The sequence below is a fragment of the Candidatus Filomicrobium marinum genome, from assembly GCF_000981545.1.
Classification (GTDB): Bacteria; Pseudomonadota; Alphaproteobacteria; order Rhizobiales; family Hyphomicrobiaceae; genus Filomicrobium; species Filomicrobium insigne.
In genome coordinates this window covers 1,491,852-1,505,640 of sequence record NZ_LN829119.1, presented here as the reverse complement: position 1 = coordinate 1,505,640, position 13,789 = coordinate 1,491,852, and the positions used below count along the sequence as shown (strand labels likewise).

The following is a 13,789-nucleotide window of genomic DNA, read 5'->3' as shown; positions in this document are numbered from 1 at the left end:
CCTAACGACATTGTTGTGTCGTGGCGGATCGGTGGTCCAGAGCCTGTCTCACGACGACAGGCCACCGGCGAGCGTCGGTACGTCCAGCATGGAAAATCCATAATGGCGCAGCCAGCGCAGATCCGCTGAGAAGAATGCACGCAGGTCGGGGATGCCGTATTTCAGCATCGCCATGCGATCGATGCCCATGCCGAAGGCGAACCCTTGGTAGCGTTGCGGATCCAGACCGCAGTTCACCAGCACGTTGGGATGGACCATGCCGCAGCCACCGATTTCAAGCCATTGACCCGGCTTGCCGATCGCTTCCGCACCGATATCGATCTCGGCGGACGGCTCCGTGAACGGGAAGTGAGACGCGCGCAAACGCATCTTTACCTCATCGACCTCGAAGAAGGCTTTGCACATTTCTTCGAGCACCCATTTGAGATGCCCCATGTGGGTCGACTCGTCGATCACCAGCGCTTCGATCTGGTGGAACATCGGTGTGTGTGTCTGGTCGCTGTCGCAACGATAAACGCGGCCCGGAGCAATGATCCGGATCGGTGGTTTTTGCGACAGCATCGTGCGGATCTGGACCGGGCTCGTATGGGTGCGCAGCACCAGACGCTCGCCGTTAGAGTCGGGATGGAAATAGAACGTGTCGTGTTCCTGCCGAGCCGGGTGCTCCTGCGGAATATTCAGCTTTGTGAAGTTGTAGTCATCACTCTCGATATCAGGACCTTCGGCGATCGCGAAGCCCATATCGGCGAAGATCTCCGCCAGCTCATCCATAACATGGCTGACAGGGTGGATGCGCCCTTCCGAGACCGGACCGGGGCGGACAGGAAGTGTGATGTCCGCCTGCTCCGACGCGAGCCGTGCTTCCAACGCAGCGCTTTCAAGGATCGTCTTGTGGCTATCCAGAGCCTCGCTCACGCGCGTTTTTACGGCATTAACGGCCGCGCCGAACGTCTTGCGTTCTTCGGCAGGTAGCGAGCCCAACCGCTTCATCACGGCGGATACGCGCCCGCTCTTGCCAAGCGCGGAGACGCGCACCTGCTCGAGCGCCCCGAGATCTTTCGCGGCGGCAATTTCGCTCAAGAGCTCCGATTGCAGCTCTTCGAGATCAATGGTTTCAGCCATGACTGATGTCCCTTAGTCCACGCATTCGCCAACATCAGGTGGGCGAGGCGGCCTTACCACGGACCGACGCCCTCTCCTTAGAAGCGTTCCGTCGCGGCGACCACTCCTCCGGCCAAGCCCAAAAATGCGGCTTGACCCTCGGTACGGAGTCTAACGGACTATCGCAGGTCGCTCGCCTTAGGCAGCTCGTGCGTTGGCAACCGCAGCCGAAGCCTGGTCTACCAGCGCCTTGAAGGCTGCCGCGTCCTTTACGGCGAGATCGGCCAACACCTTGCGGTCGATCTCGATTCCAGCCTTGTTCAGGCCGTCGATAAATCGACCGTATGTCAGCTCGTTGGCGCTTGCCTCACGGACTGCCGCGTTAATACGCTGGATCCAGAGCGCCCGGAAGGTACGCTTCTTCCTCTTGCGATCGCGATATTGATACTGCAGGGCGCGTTCGACAGCCTGCTTCGCAATACGGATCGTGTTCTTGCGCCGGCCGCGATAGCCTTTGGCTGCATTGAGAACTTTTTTGTGTTTGGCGTGGGCGGTAACGCCGCGCTTAACGCGTGCCATGGTCGTGCTCCACTAAGAAGTGTTCAAGTATTCGGGATAGAATCTCTGAGATCTAGCTCAGCGATTGTACGGCATGTACTTCTTGACGATTTTTTCGTCAGCTTCGCACAGCACCATGGTTCCACGCGCATTGCGGATGAACTTCGCATGACGCTTGATCATGCCGTGGCGCTTACCGGCGGCGGCAACTTTGACCTTGCCAGTCCCTGTGAACTTGAAGCGCTTCTTGGCGCTCGACTTCGTCTTCAACTTGGGCATTTTGCTTCTCCTGGTTCACTCACGGACTGTCCCGCGCCTTTTGGAGACGCTGGCCCTCGTTGTAGACAGCACACACAAAAAGCGTGGCCACGCTCTCGACCCAACGGGCCAAGATTGTCTTGGGAGGGGCGCTTTGCCTGGACGACAAGCCCATGAGTTAATTTTTGCAAAGCATTTTGAACCGCCACGGCATGCCCCGCCGGGCGGCTCAGAAGCGCGCGTTATACAGGCCGTTGACCGTTATGGCAATGGGGTCGGCGCATCCCGTTGAAGGATACGGAACCGATAAACCCATCGCCCAGAAAACGGTTAATGCATCTATGTCCTCGCCCACGTATCAGGCATGTTCGGCGATGCTGGCCTGCGGGGCTTGGTTCAGCAATTGGCGGAATTGCTCTCCCGACAGATGTATCAAGCTGCAGTGGTCACCGCCCTCGAAGTAAACATCGTCAACCTGACCCAAGCGCTCATCGACGATGGCATCCAGCCCATAGGCAGGCGCGACCGCGGGAATAGCTCCAAGATCGCAGTCCGGGAAGAGGACTTCGATTTCATCCTCAGTCGAAAGGCAGATGGGCCCGTCGATCAGTTCTCCCACAGCATCGAGGCGGACCTTGCATGAGGCGGGAATGACAGCAGCCACAAAACCACCTTCTCGGCTTAAAATGACCGCTTTGGCTAGACGATCTCCCGGGACGTGGCTCGCTTCTGCAATCTGCGATGAAGTCATTTTGCGATCATGGGTCAGCACATCGTACTTGATATGCTTGTCGTCTAGATATTGCTGAAGAGTCAATGAGATAGCCATGGTTTCCTCCTGACAAACGGCAGTTGTCGCGCAAATCGCGGCTCAGCCGACCGGAGCGGGAAACACATTAACTCTAGAGCAGGCCTCTACCTATGAACCTCACGTGCCGAACTGCTTCGGGGGCGGGAGGCATGAACGACGTTAAGCTCAGGCCTGCCTGGCTCGGTCGTACGCCGCACACACAGATGTTTATAAATCTAGCCACCGGGGGCGTTTCCAACAAGATCTTCCGATTAAATCGGAAAAGCGCCAACGCGCTCTGGACGGCGGCAACCGACGTCACCATAATATTTAATCGCTGCTCGAGGGATGGTCCGGCTTAACAGGCTGGGCTGGTTCTAGAGGAAAAGGGGTGAGACTGAGAAAGCCGATGTGGGGGGGAAAATACCTCAACGAAAGGCACTCAAATGATTGTCGCTGACCTGTTGCAGGACAAAAAATATCGCATCCTAATGATCGCTCCGACCGAGCCGATTACATCCTTGGCCAGGCGTCTTTTTGATGCGCACGTCGGCTGTATGATCGTGAGCCGAAGCGGGCGGACCATAGATGGCATTATTTCCGAGCGGGATGTGGTGCGTGGGCTCGCCGAAAACGCCGGAAGGATCGACAAGCTTACCGTCGCCGATCTTATGACCAAGTCCGTCATTACCTGCTCGCCAAACGATGACGTGTCCAGCGTTGCCAAGACTATGACCCAGCGCCGTATCCGACATGTTCCGGTTGTTCAGGACGGGGATAAACTTGTCGGCGTGATAAGTATCGGCGACGTTCTCAAGAGCCGGATGGGCGAATTGGAACTGCAGGCAAACGTGCTGCGCGACTACACAATCGCGTTGCGCTAAGTCCTTGTTGATCGTGCTTCCTATGGGAAACCGCTTTCCGGAAGCACTCTAGAAGCGGCAAGGCCGGCCCAAAAGGCCGGCCTCGTTTCGGTGTTCAATTCGTGAACGTTCGGGTTCTTCCTATCGCGCAAAAAGCGCGCGATCCGGAAACCCGACGTTAGCGCGGCGCCAAAACCATAACCATTTGGCGGCCTTCGAGGCGTGGTTCGCTCTCGACCTTTGCAATCTCTTCCAGCTCACCCTTGACCCGCTGAAGTACAGCCATACCAAGTTGCTGGTGCGCCATTTCGCGACCACGGAAGCGCAGGGTAACCTTCACCTTATCGCCGTCGTCGAAGAAACGTTTGATGGCCCGCATCTTGACGTCGTAGTCGTGCTCATCAATCGCAGGACGCATCTTGATCTCCTTGATCTCGACGGTCTTCTGCTTTTTGCGTGCTTCGGCGGCTTTTTTCTGCTGCTCGAACTTGAACTTGCCGTAGTCCATGATCTTGCAGACCGGCGGCTGAGCATCCGGAGAAATCTCAACGAGATCCAGGCCGGCGTTATTGGCGCGATCTTGCGCCTCGAGGCGGTTTACCACCCCGACATTTTCTCCGTTCTCATCAATCAAACGGACTTCTCTGACCCTAATGGCGTCGTTGATTTTCGGGCCTGTATCTTCGCGCTGGGGCGCTGCTCGGTGTGGGCGGCGGATGGCTGGTCTCCCTTGGATGCCTCAAAAAAATTCCTGTGCCAATTAACGGCCTGGGGCGCTCACTTAAACCCAATGAAGGCGATCGTCACCCGGCAATAGCACAAGCGATCGAAGAATCGATAACAAGTGTCTCCAAGTCAAGCGCTGAAAATCATGGATGGGGAACTCATGAACGACTTGTTTCGGACCAAGTATCAACCATCCCCTTGTTCAGCAGTTCGTCATAAACAGCCAGCGTCAATCGTTTCATGGCTTTAAGTGAAAAAGATGCGATGACATGCGCGCGGGCCCGCTCACCCATTTCCCGCCGTGCGTCGGGGCTCAACCCCAGGGCTTCGGCAATTGCCTGAGCAAGGGCGGAAACATCTCCCGGGGGGACAAGCCACCCAGTCGCTTGCCCCGGCGATACGTCAGGGCCTCCCTTAACCGTTTCGGGCGGCGCCCCGATGGAGGTGGCGATTACTGGACATCCCATGACTTGCGCTTCCGTAGCCGTCCGCCCGAAAGCTTCCGGTTCAACGGATGCGACGATCGCCAGAAGAGATGTCGCCAGCGCTGCGGGCATATCGCTAACGTGACCGACCATACGGACACGCCCAGTCAGGCCCGCCGCCGCAATCTGAGCCTGAAGCGCGTCCCGATAAGCCGCGCGGCCCTGATGATCCCCGGCCAAGATGATGACGGCATCGCCCAGGCGCTCTTCATCAGCGAGCCGCCGGACAGCTTCGATTACGACATCCTGACCCTTCCAGCTCGTGAGGCGGGCCGCCTGGAGAATAACGGGCACATCCGGGCCAATACCCCACGCCTTGCGCAACTCCGTTACGCGTTCCGGGGCGACAGCGGCGGGGTCAAAGCGCGCTGCCTCGACACCACGATGAATCACACGGAGCTTTTCAGAAGGCGTCCGGTAGCGGCTCGCAACCAACCCCGCCGTATAATGCGAATTGGCTATAATCAGATCCGAGCGCGCCATCACCGAGTTGTAGAGCTTCTTGAGACGCCCCTTTTCACCATACGCGCCATGATAGGTGGTCACGAATGGAATGCCTGTTCGGCGCGCCGCGATCAGAGCACTCCACGCCGGAGCCCGGGAACGCGCGTGAATCAGATCGACGTTCTCGCGTTTTATGATTCGCGCGATCTCATAGCCGTTACGAGCAATGCGTACCGGATTCTTCGTGGCTGCGGGAAACAGCATCAATTCGCCCCCCACGCGCGCCAGGTCTTCGGCGAGGCGTCCGCCCTGAGACAGTACCAAGGCTCGGCCACCCGCTTCGACAATTGCCTGGGCAATCTCGACGGTTGAAAGCTCGGCACCGCCGGTGTCGAGTTCAGGGATGATTTGAAGTATGGTCGGGCGGGTCGCGGCCAAAGGGTCGCCTTCTCGTGTTACGGCAAGACATTCAGACTTTAAGGACGTTCAATAGGATGAGCTCAGGCGAACCGCAATTCCTCGATGTGGGTGATGGAAGCAAACGGCGGAAAATCGCCTATCTGACAATCCCGCCTCCGTCCGCCAACGGGCTTGGGCTGGTGTGGATGATCGGTCTCAAGTCCGACATGGTGAGCACCAAGGCGACGGCACTCGCGGAGTGGGCACCCGCCAACGGCTTCGGCCTGACACGGTTCGAGTACTCCGGGCATGGTTCGTCGTCCGGTGAATTCACCGAAGCCACCATTGGCGACTGGCTCGAAGAGTCTCGAGACGTCTTCACCAAAGTCACGCATGGCCGCCAGATTCTTATCGGCTCGTCGACGGGTGGCCACTTAGCGCTCTTGCTTCTGCGCGACCTGATGCGTCGTGACCCCGCAGCAGCGGATCGTATCGCCGCAATCGTTCTTATCGCACCAGCCTGGGATCTCACGGAAGAGTTGATGTGGAAGAAGCTTCCTGCGGAGGCTCAGCGCGAAATCATGGAGAAAGGCGTGACGTATCGGCCTTCCGAATACGGTGATCCTTATCCGATCACGCAGAAGTTCATCGAGGAAGGACGCAATCATCTGTTCAAGGGAGAACCCTTTGACCCAGGGCGGCCTGTCGTCATCCTGCAGGGATTGCTCGACCCAGACGTGCCAGCTGCTCATTCCCGTAAGCTCGTCGAATTCATCCAAAGCGGATGGGCAGAGCTGACCGAAGTCCCTGATGGCGAGCACCGCATGTCACGGCCACAGGATCTCGAGCTTCTGTATCAAACAATCAAGCGGGTAGCCGACAAGGTCAGCTAAGCAGATCCATGAGGAGCGCACACCTATGACACGATCGGATAACGATAGCCGTATCGACTACATTGAATTCGGCGTCACCGACATTGCGCGCTCGAAAACATTCTACGGCGATGCGTTTGGATGGACGTTCACCGACTACGGTCCGACCTATTGTGAATTTTCCGATGGCCGCATGACCGGCGGGTTCACCACAGCAACAAAGCCAACCCCAGGCGGTCCGCTCGTCGTTCTTTATGGAGACGATCTCGTTGCCATGCAGGATCGCGTCGAAGCGGCAGGTGGGCGGATCGTCAAACCGGCTTTCGATTTTCCGGGCGGCCAACGTTTTCATTTCACTGACCCTGACGGCTACGAACTCGCCGTTTGGACGAAGCGCTGATCGTTAGCGGTCGAGTTTGGCAGCGGCCAGTTCAGCGATTGCTAATTGAAGCTTCGGATCCTCGCCGTCGAATAGGAACCACACAGCCGAAAGCCCTGCCCAAGCCAATATCCATTGCAGCAAGCGTTGGGGGGCAAGTCCAGCTGCCGCGCTGACGACGCAGACTTGCAGCTCTAGACGACCTGGCGCGAGCGCAACGCCAGCATTTGGATTGCAAAAGAGGTTGGCGTAATCGAAACCGCGTTCTCCAAGTAATCCCTTGGGGTCGATCACGAGCCAGCCCCGCGAACCGAAATCGAGGATGTTGTCGTGGTGAATGTCGCCGTGAAGCACGCGAATGTCTTGTGGCTCTGCGAGCAAGGCGCGCGCCGTATCGGCGGATCGTCGCAAAATCCCTCCATGTGTTGTGGCTCCGGTTTCGAGTTCGCGAAACCACTGTGAAAGCGGCACAAGTTCCGGCGGTGGCTTGTTGCGAGGCGTATGCAGTTTTGCGACGACACGACAAATTATTCGGCTAGCTTCGTCATCGCGTCCCGAGCACGCAAATTCGATTAGAGAGCTGCTGCCTTCCGCACGCTCTAAGAGAATCGCTTCTCCATCATGAGCCAGTACGCGTGCCGCACCCTGACCTTCCCACCATTTCATGAGGCGGCCACCGAACCTCTCCTCCGCCTTGACGGCGACCTTCAACATCGCAGCGCTTCCTCGATGTCGGACCGGCAGGAGATGACCACTGCGCGTGCGGAGGGGATTGCCGTCCGGCGTCAACGCCCAAGCCGTCAGGTAGTGCGCAAATATGGAGCGATCAGCACCCGTTATCTGTCTGGTCTCGCTCGATGAATTCAGCATGAACAAGTCCTTCCAAATTGGTTCAGCCACGCCATGCGATCTGTTCAGTCATGCAAGCAATTGCAGAACGGATCAACAAACTGAAACGGGTAAGGATAAGCAACATGCTTGGTAAGACTCTGATCGCAGCAGCGATGTTCACCGTAGTAGCTGCAGGCACCGCGACAACGGCTTCGGCTCATTCTGGCGGCTACAAGCGCGTCGTTACGGTTCAGCAGTGCATCGGCAGCGGCAAGTATCTCGTCCGCAAAAACCGCCATACGGGGCGTGTCTATTCGAAGACCCGCATCGGTCGCTGCTTCACCAAGCGGCATCACGCCCATGGTCACTGGAAAAAGAAGCGCGTCGCGAAGCGCATCTTCCGCAGGGCCTTCAATAACTAGTTCAAGACCTCGTTCCTCGTCCCCTAGCGCCAACGGGTGCCGGATTAATCCGGCACCCGCTTGGTTTTTTGGCATTGTCGTCGCGTTGGTGGACTGGTCAGTCGGCCATGTTCATGCTGCCCTTGCGGCTATGTTTGCGATCTTCTTCATCCATTGTCGTCGTATCGGCATCGAAGACGACACGCTCCGCTCCGGACAGGCACACGAAACGTTTGCCACGCGCGCGGCCGATCAGCGTCAGACCTGACTGACGCGCCAACTCCACGCCCCAGGCCGTGAAGCCTGAACGGGACACGAGAATCGGTACACGCATCTTCACGCATTTGATGACCATTTCGGAGGTCAACCGGCCGGTGGTGTAGAAGATCTTGTTTCCGGGCTCGACGGAATTGAGGAACATGTAGCCCGCAATCTTATCGATGGCGTTGTGGCGACCGACGTCCTCCATATAGACCAGGGGCCGATCCTCTTCACACAGCACGCAACCATGAATGGCACCGGCCTTCAGGTAGAGGCTCGGCTCCGTATTGATCTTTCGTGTTAGCTGATAAAGCCATGTCGTGGTGATGCGCGCGTCGGCGGGGAGTTCGATGCCTTCCAGTTCGTCCATTAAGTCGCCGAAGACAGTCCCCTGAGCGCAACCGGACGTCTGCACCTTCTTTTTCAACTTGTCTTCGTAATTCGTTTCACGTGCCGTGCGGACAACAATGGTTTGAATATCGTCGTCGTAGTCGATCCCGGTAATCTCATCGTCTGGTCGCAGCATGCCCTGGTTCAGCAGAAAGCCGATTGCCAGCAAATCCGGATGATCGCCGATGGTCATCATCGTCACGATTTCGCGAGCGTTGAGAAACAACGTCAGAGGCCGTTCCGCCACCACATCGGTGGTTACAGAGCGACCTTCATGATCGATGCCGGTGACAGGGACCGACAGACGTGGATCGTCAGGAGTCGGTCGAACCTGGAATTCCTTCACGTTGGCGGCCTCCTTGGACCTGTTTTTTGACCAGCCATGTCGTCGCGGTCTGGATCTCTCGACAATGGGGGTTCGTCCGCTGCGGGTAAAGGGCCTGCAGAAGTGAGGACCGAATTCTGCGGTCCTTGGACAGGCGTTGTACCTTGGTTTTCAATCCCATAGCCGGGTGTATGGGCGCAGCTTTCGTTGATGCGCCACAAATATTTCGATTGCCTGGCCCAATTCGTAAAGAGCATCCGACTATTGCCTTGCAATCCTTATTGCAATTCTCTTTGCCAAGCCCCGTGACTTTACCGCGATCGTCTGCCAGTATCGACGTATCTCATACTCGCGCGTCGACCATCTGTGCCGCCGAGGCGGACAGTTAAGATCCGCTTGGCGCCGCTCAACGGAGCAGGCCGCACCGCAATCCCAGGGAGAGGAATTTGGATGTCGGTTGACAAGGACCGGGTTCTCAAAGTGCTTAAGCGGGTTAAAGGCCCGGACCTCGAAAAGAACATTGTCGATCTCGGATTGGTGTCGGAAATCCTGATCAAGGATGACCGAGTGTATTTTTCCATTACCGTTCCGGCCGAACGCGCTGAGGAGCTCGAACCGTTACGGGAAGCCGCCGAGAAGATCGTCAAGGACGTCGAGGGCGTTAAAGGTGTCACAGCGGTTTTGACCGCCGAGGCGAACACTAAGAGTGCGCCGACTGCCAACGGAGCACCGCCGCCGCAATCGGGCAGCAACGTTCACGAACATCCGCGTGTAGCGGAAGCCCGTCAGCGTATGGCCGGCAATGCACCTCCGGCAGGTCCGCAAGCTGGAGCAGGTGGCGGGACAAGAGGCGCGGGTTTGCCCGGCGTGAAGCACCTCATTGCCGTAGCTTCCGGAAAGGGGGGCGTCGGCAAATCGACGACCACCGTCAACCTCGCGCTCGGCCTCCAGTCCCTCGGACTGAAGGTGGGCATTCTCGACGCAGATATCTTCGGCCCCTCACAACCACGCCTGCTCGGCCTTACGGGACGTCCCTCCGTTGCGCACGGCAATACGCTGAAGGCGATGGAAGGTTATGGCCTCAAGGTCATGTCCATGGGTTTCCTCGTCGATGAGGGCACCCCGATTATCTGGCGTGGCCCCATGGTGGTTTCGGCGCTCAACCAGATGCTGCGCGATGTGGCCTGGGGCGAACTTGACGTGATCGTTATCGACATGCCGCCTGGCACGGGCGACGTGCAGCTTTCGATGGCGCAACAGGTGCCGTTGTCAGGGGCGATTATCGTCTCGACGCCGCAGGACTTGGCTCTTATCGACGCCCGCAAAGGGCTCAACATGTTCCGCAAAGTGGACGTGCCCGTGCTCGGCATCATCGAGAACATGAGCACCTTCATCTGCCCGAAATGCGGGGAAGAAAGCCATATCTTCGGTCATGGCGGCGCAGAGGAAGAAGCCTCAAAGCTCGGGTTGCCGTTCCTCGGTGGCATCCCTCTGCACATGGATATCCGCGCTAAATCAGATTCAGGCCAGCCGATCACGGCGACGAGCCCGGAGAGCGCACATGCGCAGATCTACCGAGATATCGCCGCCAAAACCTGGTCAGAGCTCGAAGCCACTCACGGCAACCGTCTCAACCCTCCCAAGCTCGACATCGCTGATGGCGGCGCGGCGCTCAATGTCACGTTCGATGACCGCGCTGCGTACACATTGAGTGCGGAAATGCTGCGCGTCATGAGCCCTTCGGCTGAGGTGCAGGGACATTCGCCGGATCAGCGCGTGACGGTTGGCGGCAAAAAGAATGTGAAGATCACAAAGCTCGAGCCCGTCGGCAACTACGCGACGCGGATCACCTTCGACGACGGGCACGACACAGGTCTATTCACTTGGTCCTATTTCGATTTGCTCGGACGCGAGAAAGATGCGCGGTGGGCAGAGTATCTGTCAGAACTGGAACAGAAAGGCCTGAAAAGAGGATAGACGTTGACGGGCGATTACAAAATCAGATCTCTCGAAGAGCTGACGCAAATCTATGGTTCACCGCGCCGTGTTTCCCTCATCAAAGAGGTCAACCGGATTACGCCCGAATACCGTGCCTGGATTGAAGCTTCTCCCTTTGCCGTTCTTGCCAGCTCCGGGGCGACTGGGCTTGATTGCTCGCCCCGGGGAGATGCGCCAGGCTTCGTGCAGATCGCAGATGACAAAACGTTGCTGATGCCGGATAGGCCGGGCAACAATCGCATCGACACACTGCGCAACGTAATTGAGGATCCGCGGGTCGCGCTGCTCTTCGTTGTTCCCGGTCTCAATGCGTGCGTGCGCGTCAACGGACGCGCAGAAATTTCAATCGACCCGGATCTACTGGCGCGCTTTTCAATCGATGGAAAACTTCCACGTACTGTGCTGATCGTTGCCGTAGACTCAGTTTACTTTCAGTGTGCTCGGGCTTTGACACGTGCGAAGTTGTGGGATGCGGCGGGTCATCAGGACGCGTCAGCCCTCCCCACAGCGGGCCAAATTCTCGCCGGTGTAGAGACCGGCTTCGATGACACAGCCTACGATGCCGAGCTTCCGGATCGAATCCAAAAAACTCTCTATTAGGGGTCTCGCCTAAGGTTGACACGCCCACCGCCTGATATCGTGGTGGTCGGCTAGATCATGCAGCCGACCCCCGTCGAATATCATGCTTGCGAGTCGGATTTCGCGCGCGTGGGCTTTGCCGCAGGCTTCTTCTCAGCGGGCTTCTTTTTGGTTTTTCTTGCCAGCTTCGTGGGTGCCGGAGCGGGGGTGCTTGCGTATGCACTATCGTCGCCGGCTTTTGCCGCCGCAATTGCTTCGGTGACCACCGCCTCCGCATAAGCGGGCAACGCAAACGCCGCTGAATGCACCGCAGGCGTCCAGTACTTCAGGTCAGAAATACCACGCTTGCGCACGCGCTTTGCCAGAACTTTCTGCTCCAGGTTGAGGATCGACTTGTCGTCGGTCGCAAAATTGAGCGCGAAGGGGCCGCCGAAATAGCAAGGCTGGGTGCACATATATGGTGCCACCCGCTTGAAGAGCGATGCAAACACGCGCGTCGTTCCCGCGAGATGGTCCGGGAACAAGAACGGCAGACCATTCTGCGTAACGAGAACGCCGCCTTTGGCGAGCGCGCGCTTGCAATCGGCGAAGAACTCGCGTGTGTGAAGCACGGCCGATGGCCCTATCGGCTCGGAGGAGTCTACGATGATAGCATCGAACTTCTCTTCCGTTTTGGCGACGTATTCGAGGCCGTCGGCGATCACGACATCGGCGCGCGGGTCATCGAACGCCGCACCCGGAATCTCGGGATAGTGTTCGAGGGCCGTATCGATAACGGTGCGATCGATCTCGACCATGGTGGCCTTGTCGACGCAATCGTGCTTGAGCACCTCGCGCAGAACACCACCATCTCCGCCACCGACCACGAGGACATTCTTGGGCTTTTCGAGCGCCATCAGCGGCACGTGCGCCATCATTTCATGGTACACAAACTCATCCGAGGTCGTGAGCTGGCAGACGCCGTCCAGCATCAGCACCGTGCCCCAGGTCTCGTTACGGAAGATTACGAGATGCTGATGCTCGGTCTTGACCTCATGTAACACTTCCGACGCCTCAAGCGCGACGCGCCAGTGGGGGTGGAAGGTTTCCTCAATCCAGCGGGTACTCATCTTTTTGGCTCTCCGGTGCTGACGATCAGCGATCAGAATCTGGCGGCGTTAAACTGCGTTCACATGATAGTACGATGACAGTCGCAGTGGACTAGGGTCTTTCCGATCGTCACTGAAAGACGGAAAGCACCTGGCTTTCTGCTTGGTCGTGCTTCTGATCGACAAACCGGTTCCCACTTTTCCGGAAACGAGCAGGAGCACCGCACAGTCACCTGCACGGTTTCAAAATGAAAGTGGCCGGTGCGTACACCGGCCACCCCGCTCGTCAAAAATCTGTTGCAGCTTAGGCGGCTTGCTTTGCCGTCACCTTCATAAGGCGGACGGGTGCCTTGCGCGAAGCGGCTGTCTGCCACTTCATCTCTTCCAGCTCCTCGCCGCGAAGATGCTCTTTCACGACAACATCTTCAGCGTGGAAAGCCTTGCGAAGCACATCGATCGCGAGATGCGGTTTCGCCTCGCCACACATGAAGACGTCGAGAGCAGCGTAATCCGCCTCGGGCCAACTGTGGATCGAAATGTGGCTCTCTGAGAGAACCGCCACACCACTGACACCGCCATTCGGCGTGAAGTGGTGAAGATGAATGTGCAACAACGTAGCACCAGCAACTTCAACACAACGCTTCAGCGTCTGCTCTACATACTTGAGATCATCAAGCCGCCGGGCGCCAAATAGATCAATGATCAAATGGGTACCAGCGAAGCGAACGCCGTCACGCTCGATGAAGAAATCTTTTCTTTCATCCTGCGCTACGGGCGCAATTTCATTCAGATCTTCCTTTTGGGCGGTGCTTGAACGAGTCAAGTCCATCCCCAATTGGAAGAGGGTGTCGTCATAGGCCATCGGACCCTCCCCAACCAGTAGATAGATGTGACCCGTCCGCTCCTTACCTTAGGGGTTGTTTTGATACCTTTGGGGCAGGTGGACGAACGGAAGTCGGCTTTATGTCTGGATCGCCCCCTGCATGCAAGAAAAATTCGAGGTCGCGGAGAAAAAAAATTCTCGTGTTTCCTCTTGCTTAA

General features: G+C 57.5%; 16 protein-coding genes and 1 pseudogene. 7 read left to right on the top strand and 10 right to left on the bottom strand.

Annotated features, from left to right (window positions below; translation table 11 throughout):
- Window positions 1-48: 48 nt before the first annotated feature.
- The 4 genes from pheS to YBN1229_RS07225 all read right to left on the bottom strand — a co-directional run bounded on the left by pheS (window position 49) and on the right by YBN1229_RS07225 (window position 2,746).
- Window positions 49-1,122, bottom strand: a complete 1,074-nt coding sequence (pheS, locus tag YBN1229_RS07240) for a phenylalanine--tRNA ligase subunit alpha (RefSeq protein ID WP_046477684.1) — start codon at window positions 1,120-1,122, stop codon at window positions 49-51.
- A 177-nt stretch (window positions 1,123-1,299) separates the two neighbouring features.
- Window positions 1,300-1,680: a 50S ribosomal protein L20 gene (gene rplT, locus YBN1229_RS07235; protein ID WP_046477682.1), complete on the bottom strand. Its 381-nt coding sequence runs from the start codon at window positions 1,678-1,680 to the stop codon at window positions 1,300-1,302.
- 57 nt (window positions 1,681-1,737) lie between these two features.
- Window positions 1,738-1,938 carry a 50S ribosomal protein L35 gene (gene rpmI, locus YBN1229_RS07230; protein ID WP_046477681.1) on the bottom strand — a complete coding sequence of 67 codons (201 nt, stop codon included), beginning with the start codon at window positions 1,936-1,938 and terminating at the stop codon, window positions 1,738-1,740.
- A 337-nt stretch (window positions 1,939-2,275) separates the two neighbouring features.
- On the bottom strand, window positions 2,276-2,746 hold the full coding sequence (locus YBN1229_RS07225) for an aminoacyl-tRNA deacylase (RefSeq protein WP_046477679.1): 471 nt from the start codon (window positions 2,744-2,746) through the stop codon (window positions 2,276-2,278).
- Window positions 2,747-3,153: 407 nt separating this feature from the next.
- Here YBN1229_RS07225 and YBN1229_RS07215 point away from each other — a divergent pair, with 407 nt between their 5' ends.
- Window positions 3,154-3,591 (top strand): CBS domain-containing protein, encoded by a 438-nt coding sequence (locus YBN1229_RS07215; RefSeq protein ID WP_046477677.1) that lies wholly within the window; start codon window positions 3,154-3,156, stop codon window positions 3,589-3,591.
- Between the two features lie 157 nt (window positions 3,592-3,748).
- Here YBN1229_RS07215 and infC read toward each other — a convergent pair whose 3' ends face one another.
- Window positions 3,749-4,288: a translation initiation factor IF-3 gene (infC, locus tag YBN1229_RS07210; protein ID WP_046477675.1), complete on the bottom strand. Its 540-nt coding sequence runs from the start codon at window positions 4,286-4,288 to the stop codon at window positions 3,749-3,751.
- Window positions 4,289-4,454: 166 nt separating this feature from the next.
- Window positions 4,455-5,663: a glycosyltransferase family 4 protein gene (locus YBN1229_RS07205; RefSeq protein WP_046477673.1), complete on the bottom strand. Its 1,209-nt coding sequence runs from the start codon at window positions 5,661-5,663 to the stop codon at window positions 4,455-4,457.
- 56 nt (window positions 5,664-5,719) lie between these two features.
- On the opposite strand from YBN1229_RS07205, the gene YBN1229_RS07200 reads away from it, so the two are divergent.
- Complete coding sequence (locus tag YBN1229_RS07200; RefSeq protein WP_046477671.1) at window positions 5,720-6,517, top strand: alpha/beta hydrolase; 798 nt, start codon at window positions 5,720-5,722, stop codon at window positions 6,515-6,517.
- Window positions 6,518-6,542: 25 nt separating this feature from the next.
- Window positions 6,543-6,896, top strand: a complete 354-nt coding sequence (locus YBN1229_RS07195) for a VOC family protein (RefSeq protein ID WP_046477669.1) — start codon at window positions 6,543-6,545, stop codon at window positions 6,894-6,896.
- A 3-nt stretch (window positions 6,897-6,899) separates the two neighbouring features.
- Here YBN1229_RS07195 and YBN1229_RS07190 read toward each other — a convergent pair whose 3' ends face one another.
- Complete coding sequence (locus YBN1229_RS07190) at window positions 6,900-7,694, bottom strand: aminoglycoside phosphotransferase family protein (RefSeq protein ID WP_046480108.1); 795 nt, start codon at window positions 7,692-7,694, stop codon at window positions 6,900-6,902.
- Window positions 7,695-7,849: 155 nt separating this feature from the next.
- Between YBN1229_RS07190 and YBN1229_RS07185 the strand changes: the two genes are divergently transcribed.
- Entirely contained in the window at window positions 7,850-8,128 is a 279-nt protein-coding gene (locus YBN1229_RS07185) for a hypothetical protein (protein ID WP_139165282.1), read from the top strand.
- A 97-nt stretch (window positions 8,129-8,225) separates the two neighbouring features.
- Here YBN1229_RS07185 and fdhD read toward each other — a convergent pair whose 3' ends face one another.
- On the bottom strand, window positions 8,226-9,104 hold the full coding sequence (gene fdhD, locus YBN1229_RS07180; RefSeq protein WP_046480107.1) for a formate dehydrogenase accessory sulfurtransferase FdhD: 879 nt from the start codon (window positions 9,102-9,104) through the stop codon (window positions 8,226-8,228).
- Window positions 9,105-9,533: 429 nt separating this feature from the next.
- Here fdhD and YBN1229_RS07175 point away from each other — a divergent pair.
- From YBN1229_RS07175 to YBN1229_RS07170, 3 genes and pseudogenes are all read left to right on the top strand, one after another.
- Window positions 9,534-10,730 (top strand): annotated as a pseudogene (locus YBN1229_RS07175) (Mrp/NBP35 family ATP-binding protein); the annotation flags it as partial.
- A gap of 3 nt (window positions 10,731-10,733) precedes the next feature.
- Window positions 10,734-11,060, top strand: a complete 327-nt coding sequence (locus YBN1229_RS19295) for a DUF971 domain-containing protein (RefSeq protein ID WP_348270700.1) — start codon at window positions 10,734-10,736, stop codon at window positions 11,058-11,060.
- A gap of 3 nt (window positions 11,061-11,063) precedes the next feature.
- Entirely contained in the window at window positions 11,064-11,681 is a 618-nt protein-coding gene (locus tag YBN1229_RS07170) for a pyridoxamine 5'-phosphate oxidase family protein (RefSeq protein ID WP_046477662.1), read from the top strand.
- An 80-nt stretch (window positions 11,682-11,761) separates the two neighbouring features.
- Here YBN1229_RS07170 and speE read toward each other — a convergent pair whose 3' ends face one another.
- A complete protein-coding gene (gene speE, locus YBN1229_RS07165) occupies window positions 11,762-12,769 on the bottom strand; it encodes a polyamine aminopropyltransferase (RefSeq protein ID WP_076605294.1) in 1,008 nt (335 codons plus the stop codon).
- A 283-nt stretch (window positions 12,770-13,052) separates the two neighbouring features.
- Complete coding sequence (speD, locus tag YBN1229_RS07160; protein ID WP_076605293.1) at window positions 13,053-13,610, bottom strand: adenosylmethionine decarboxylase; 558 nt, start codon at window positions 13,608-13,610, stop codon at window positions 13,053-13,055.
- Window positions 13,611-13,789 lie beyond the last annotated feature (179 nt).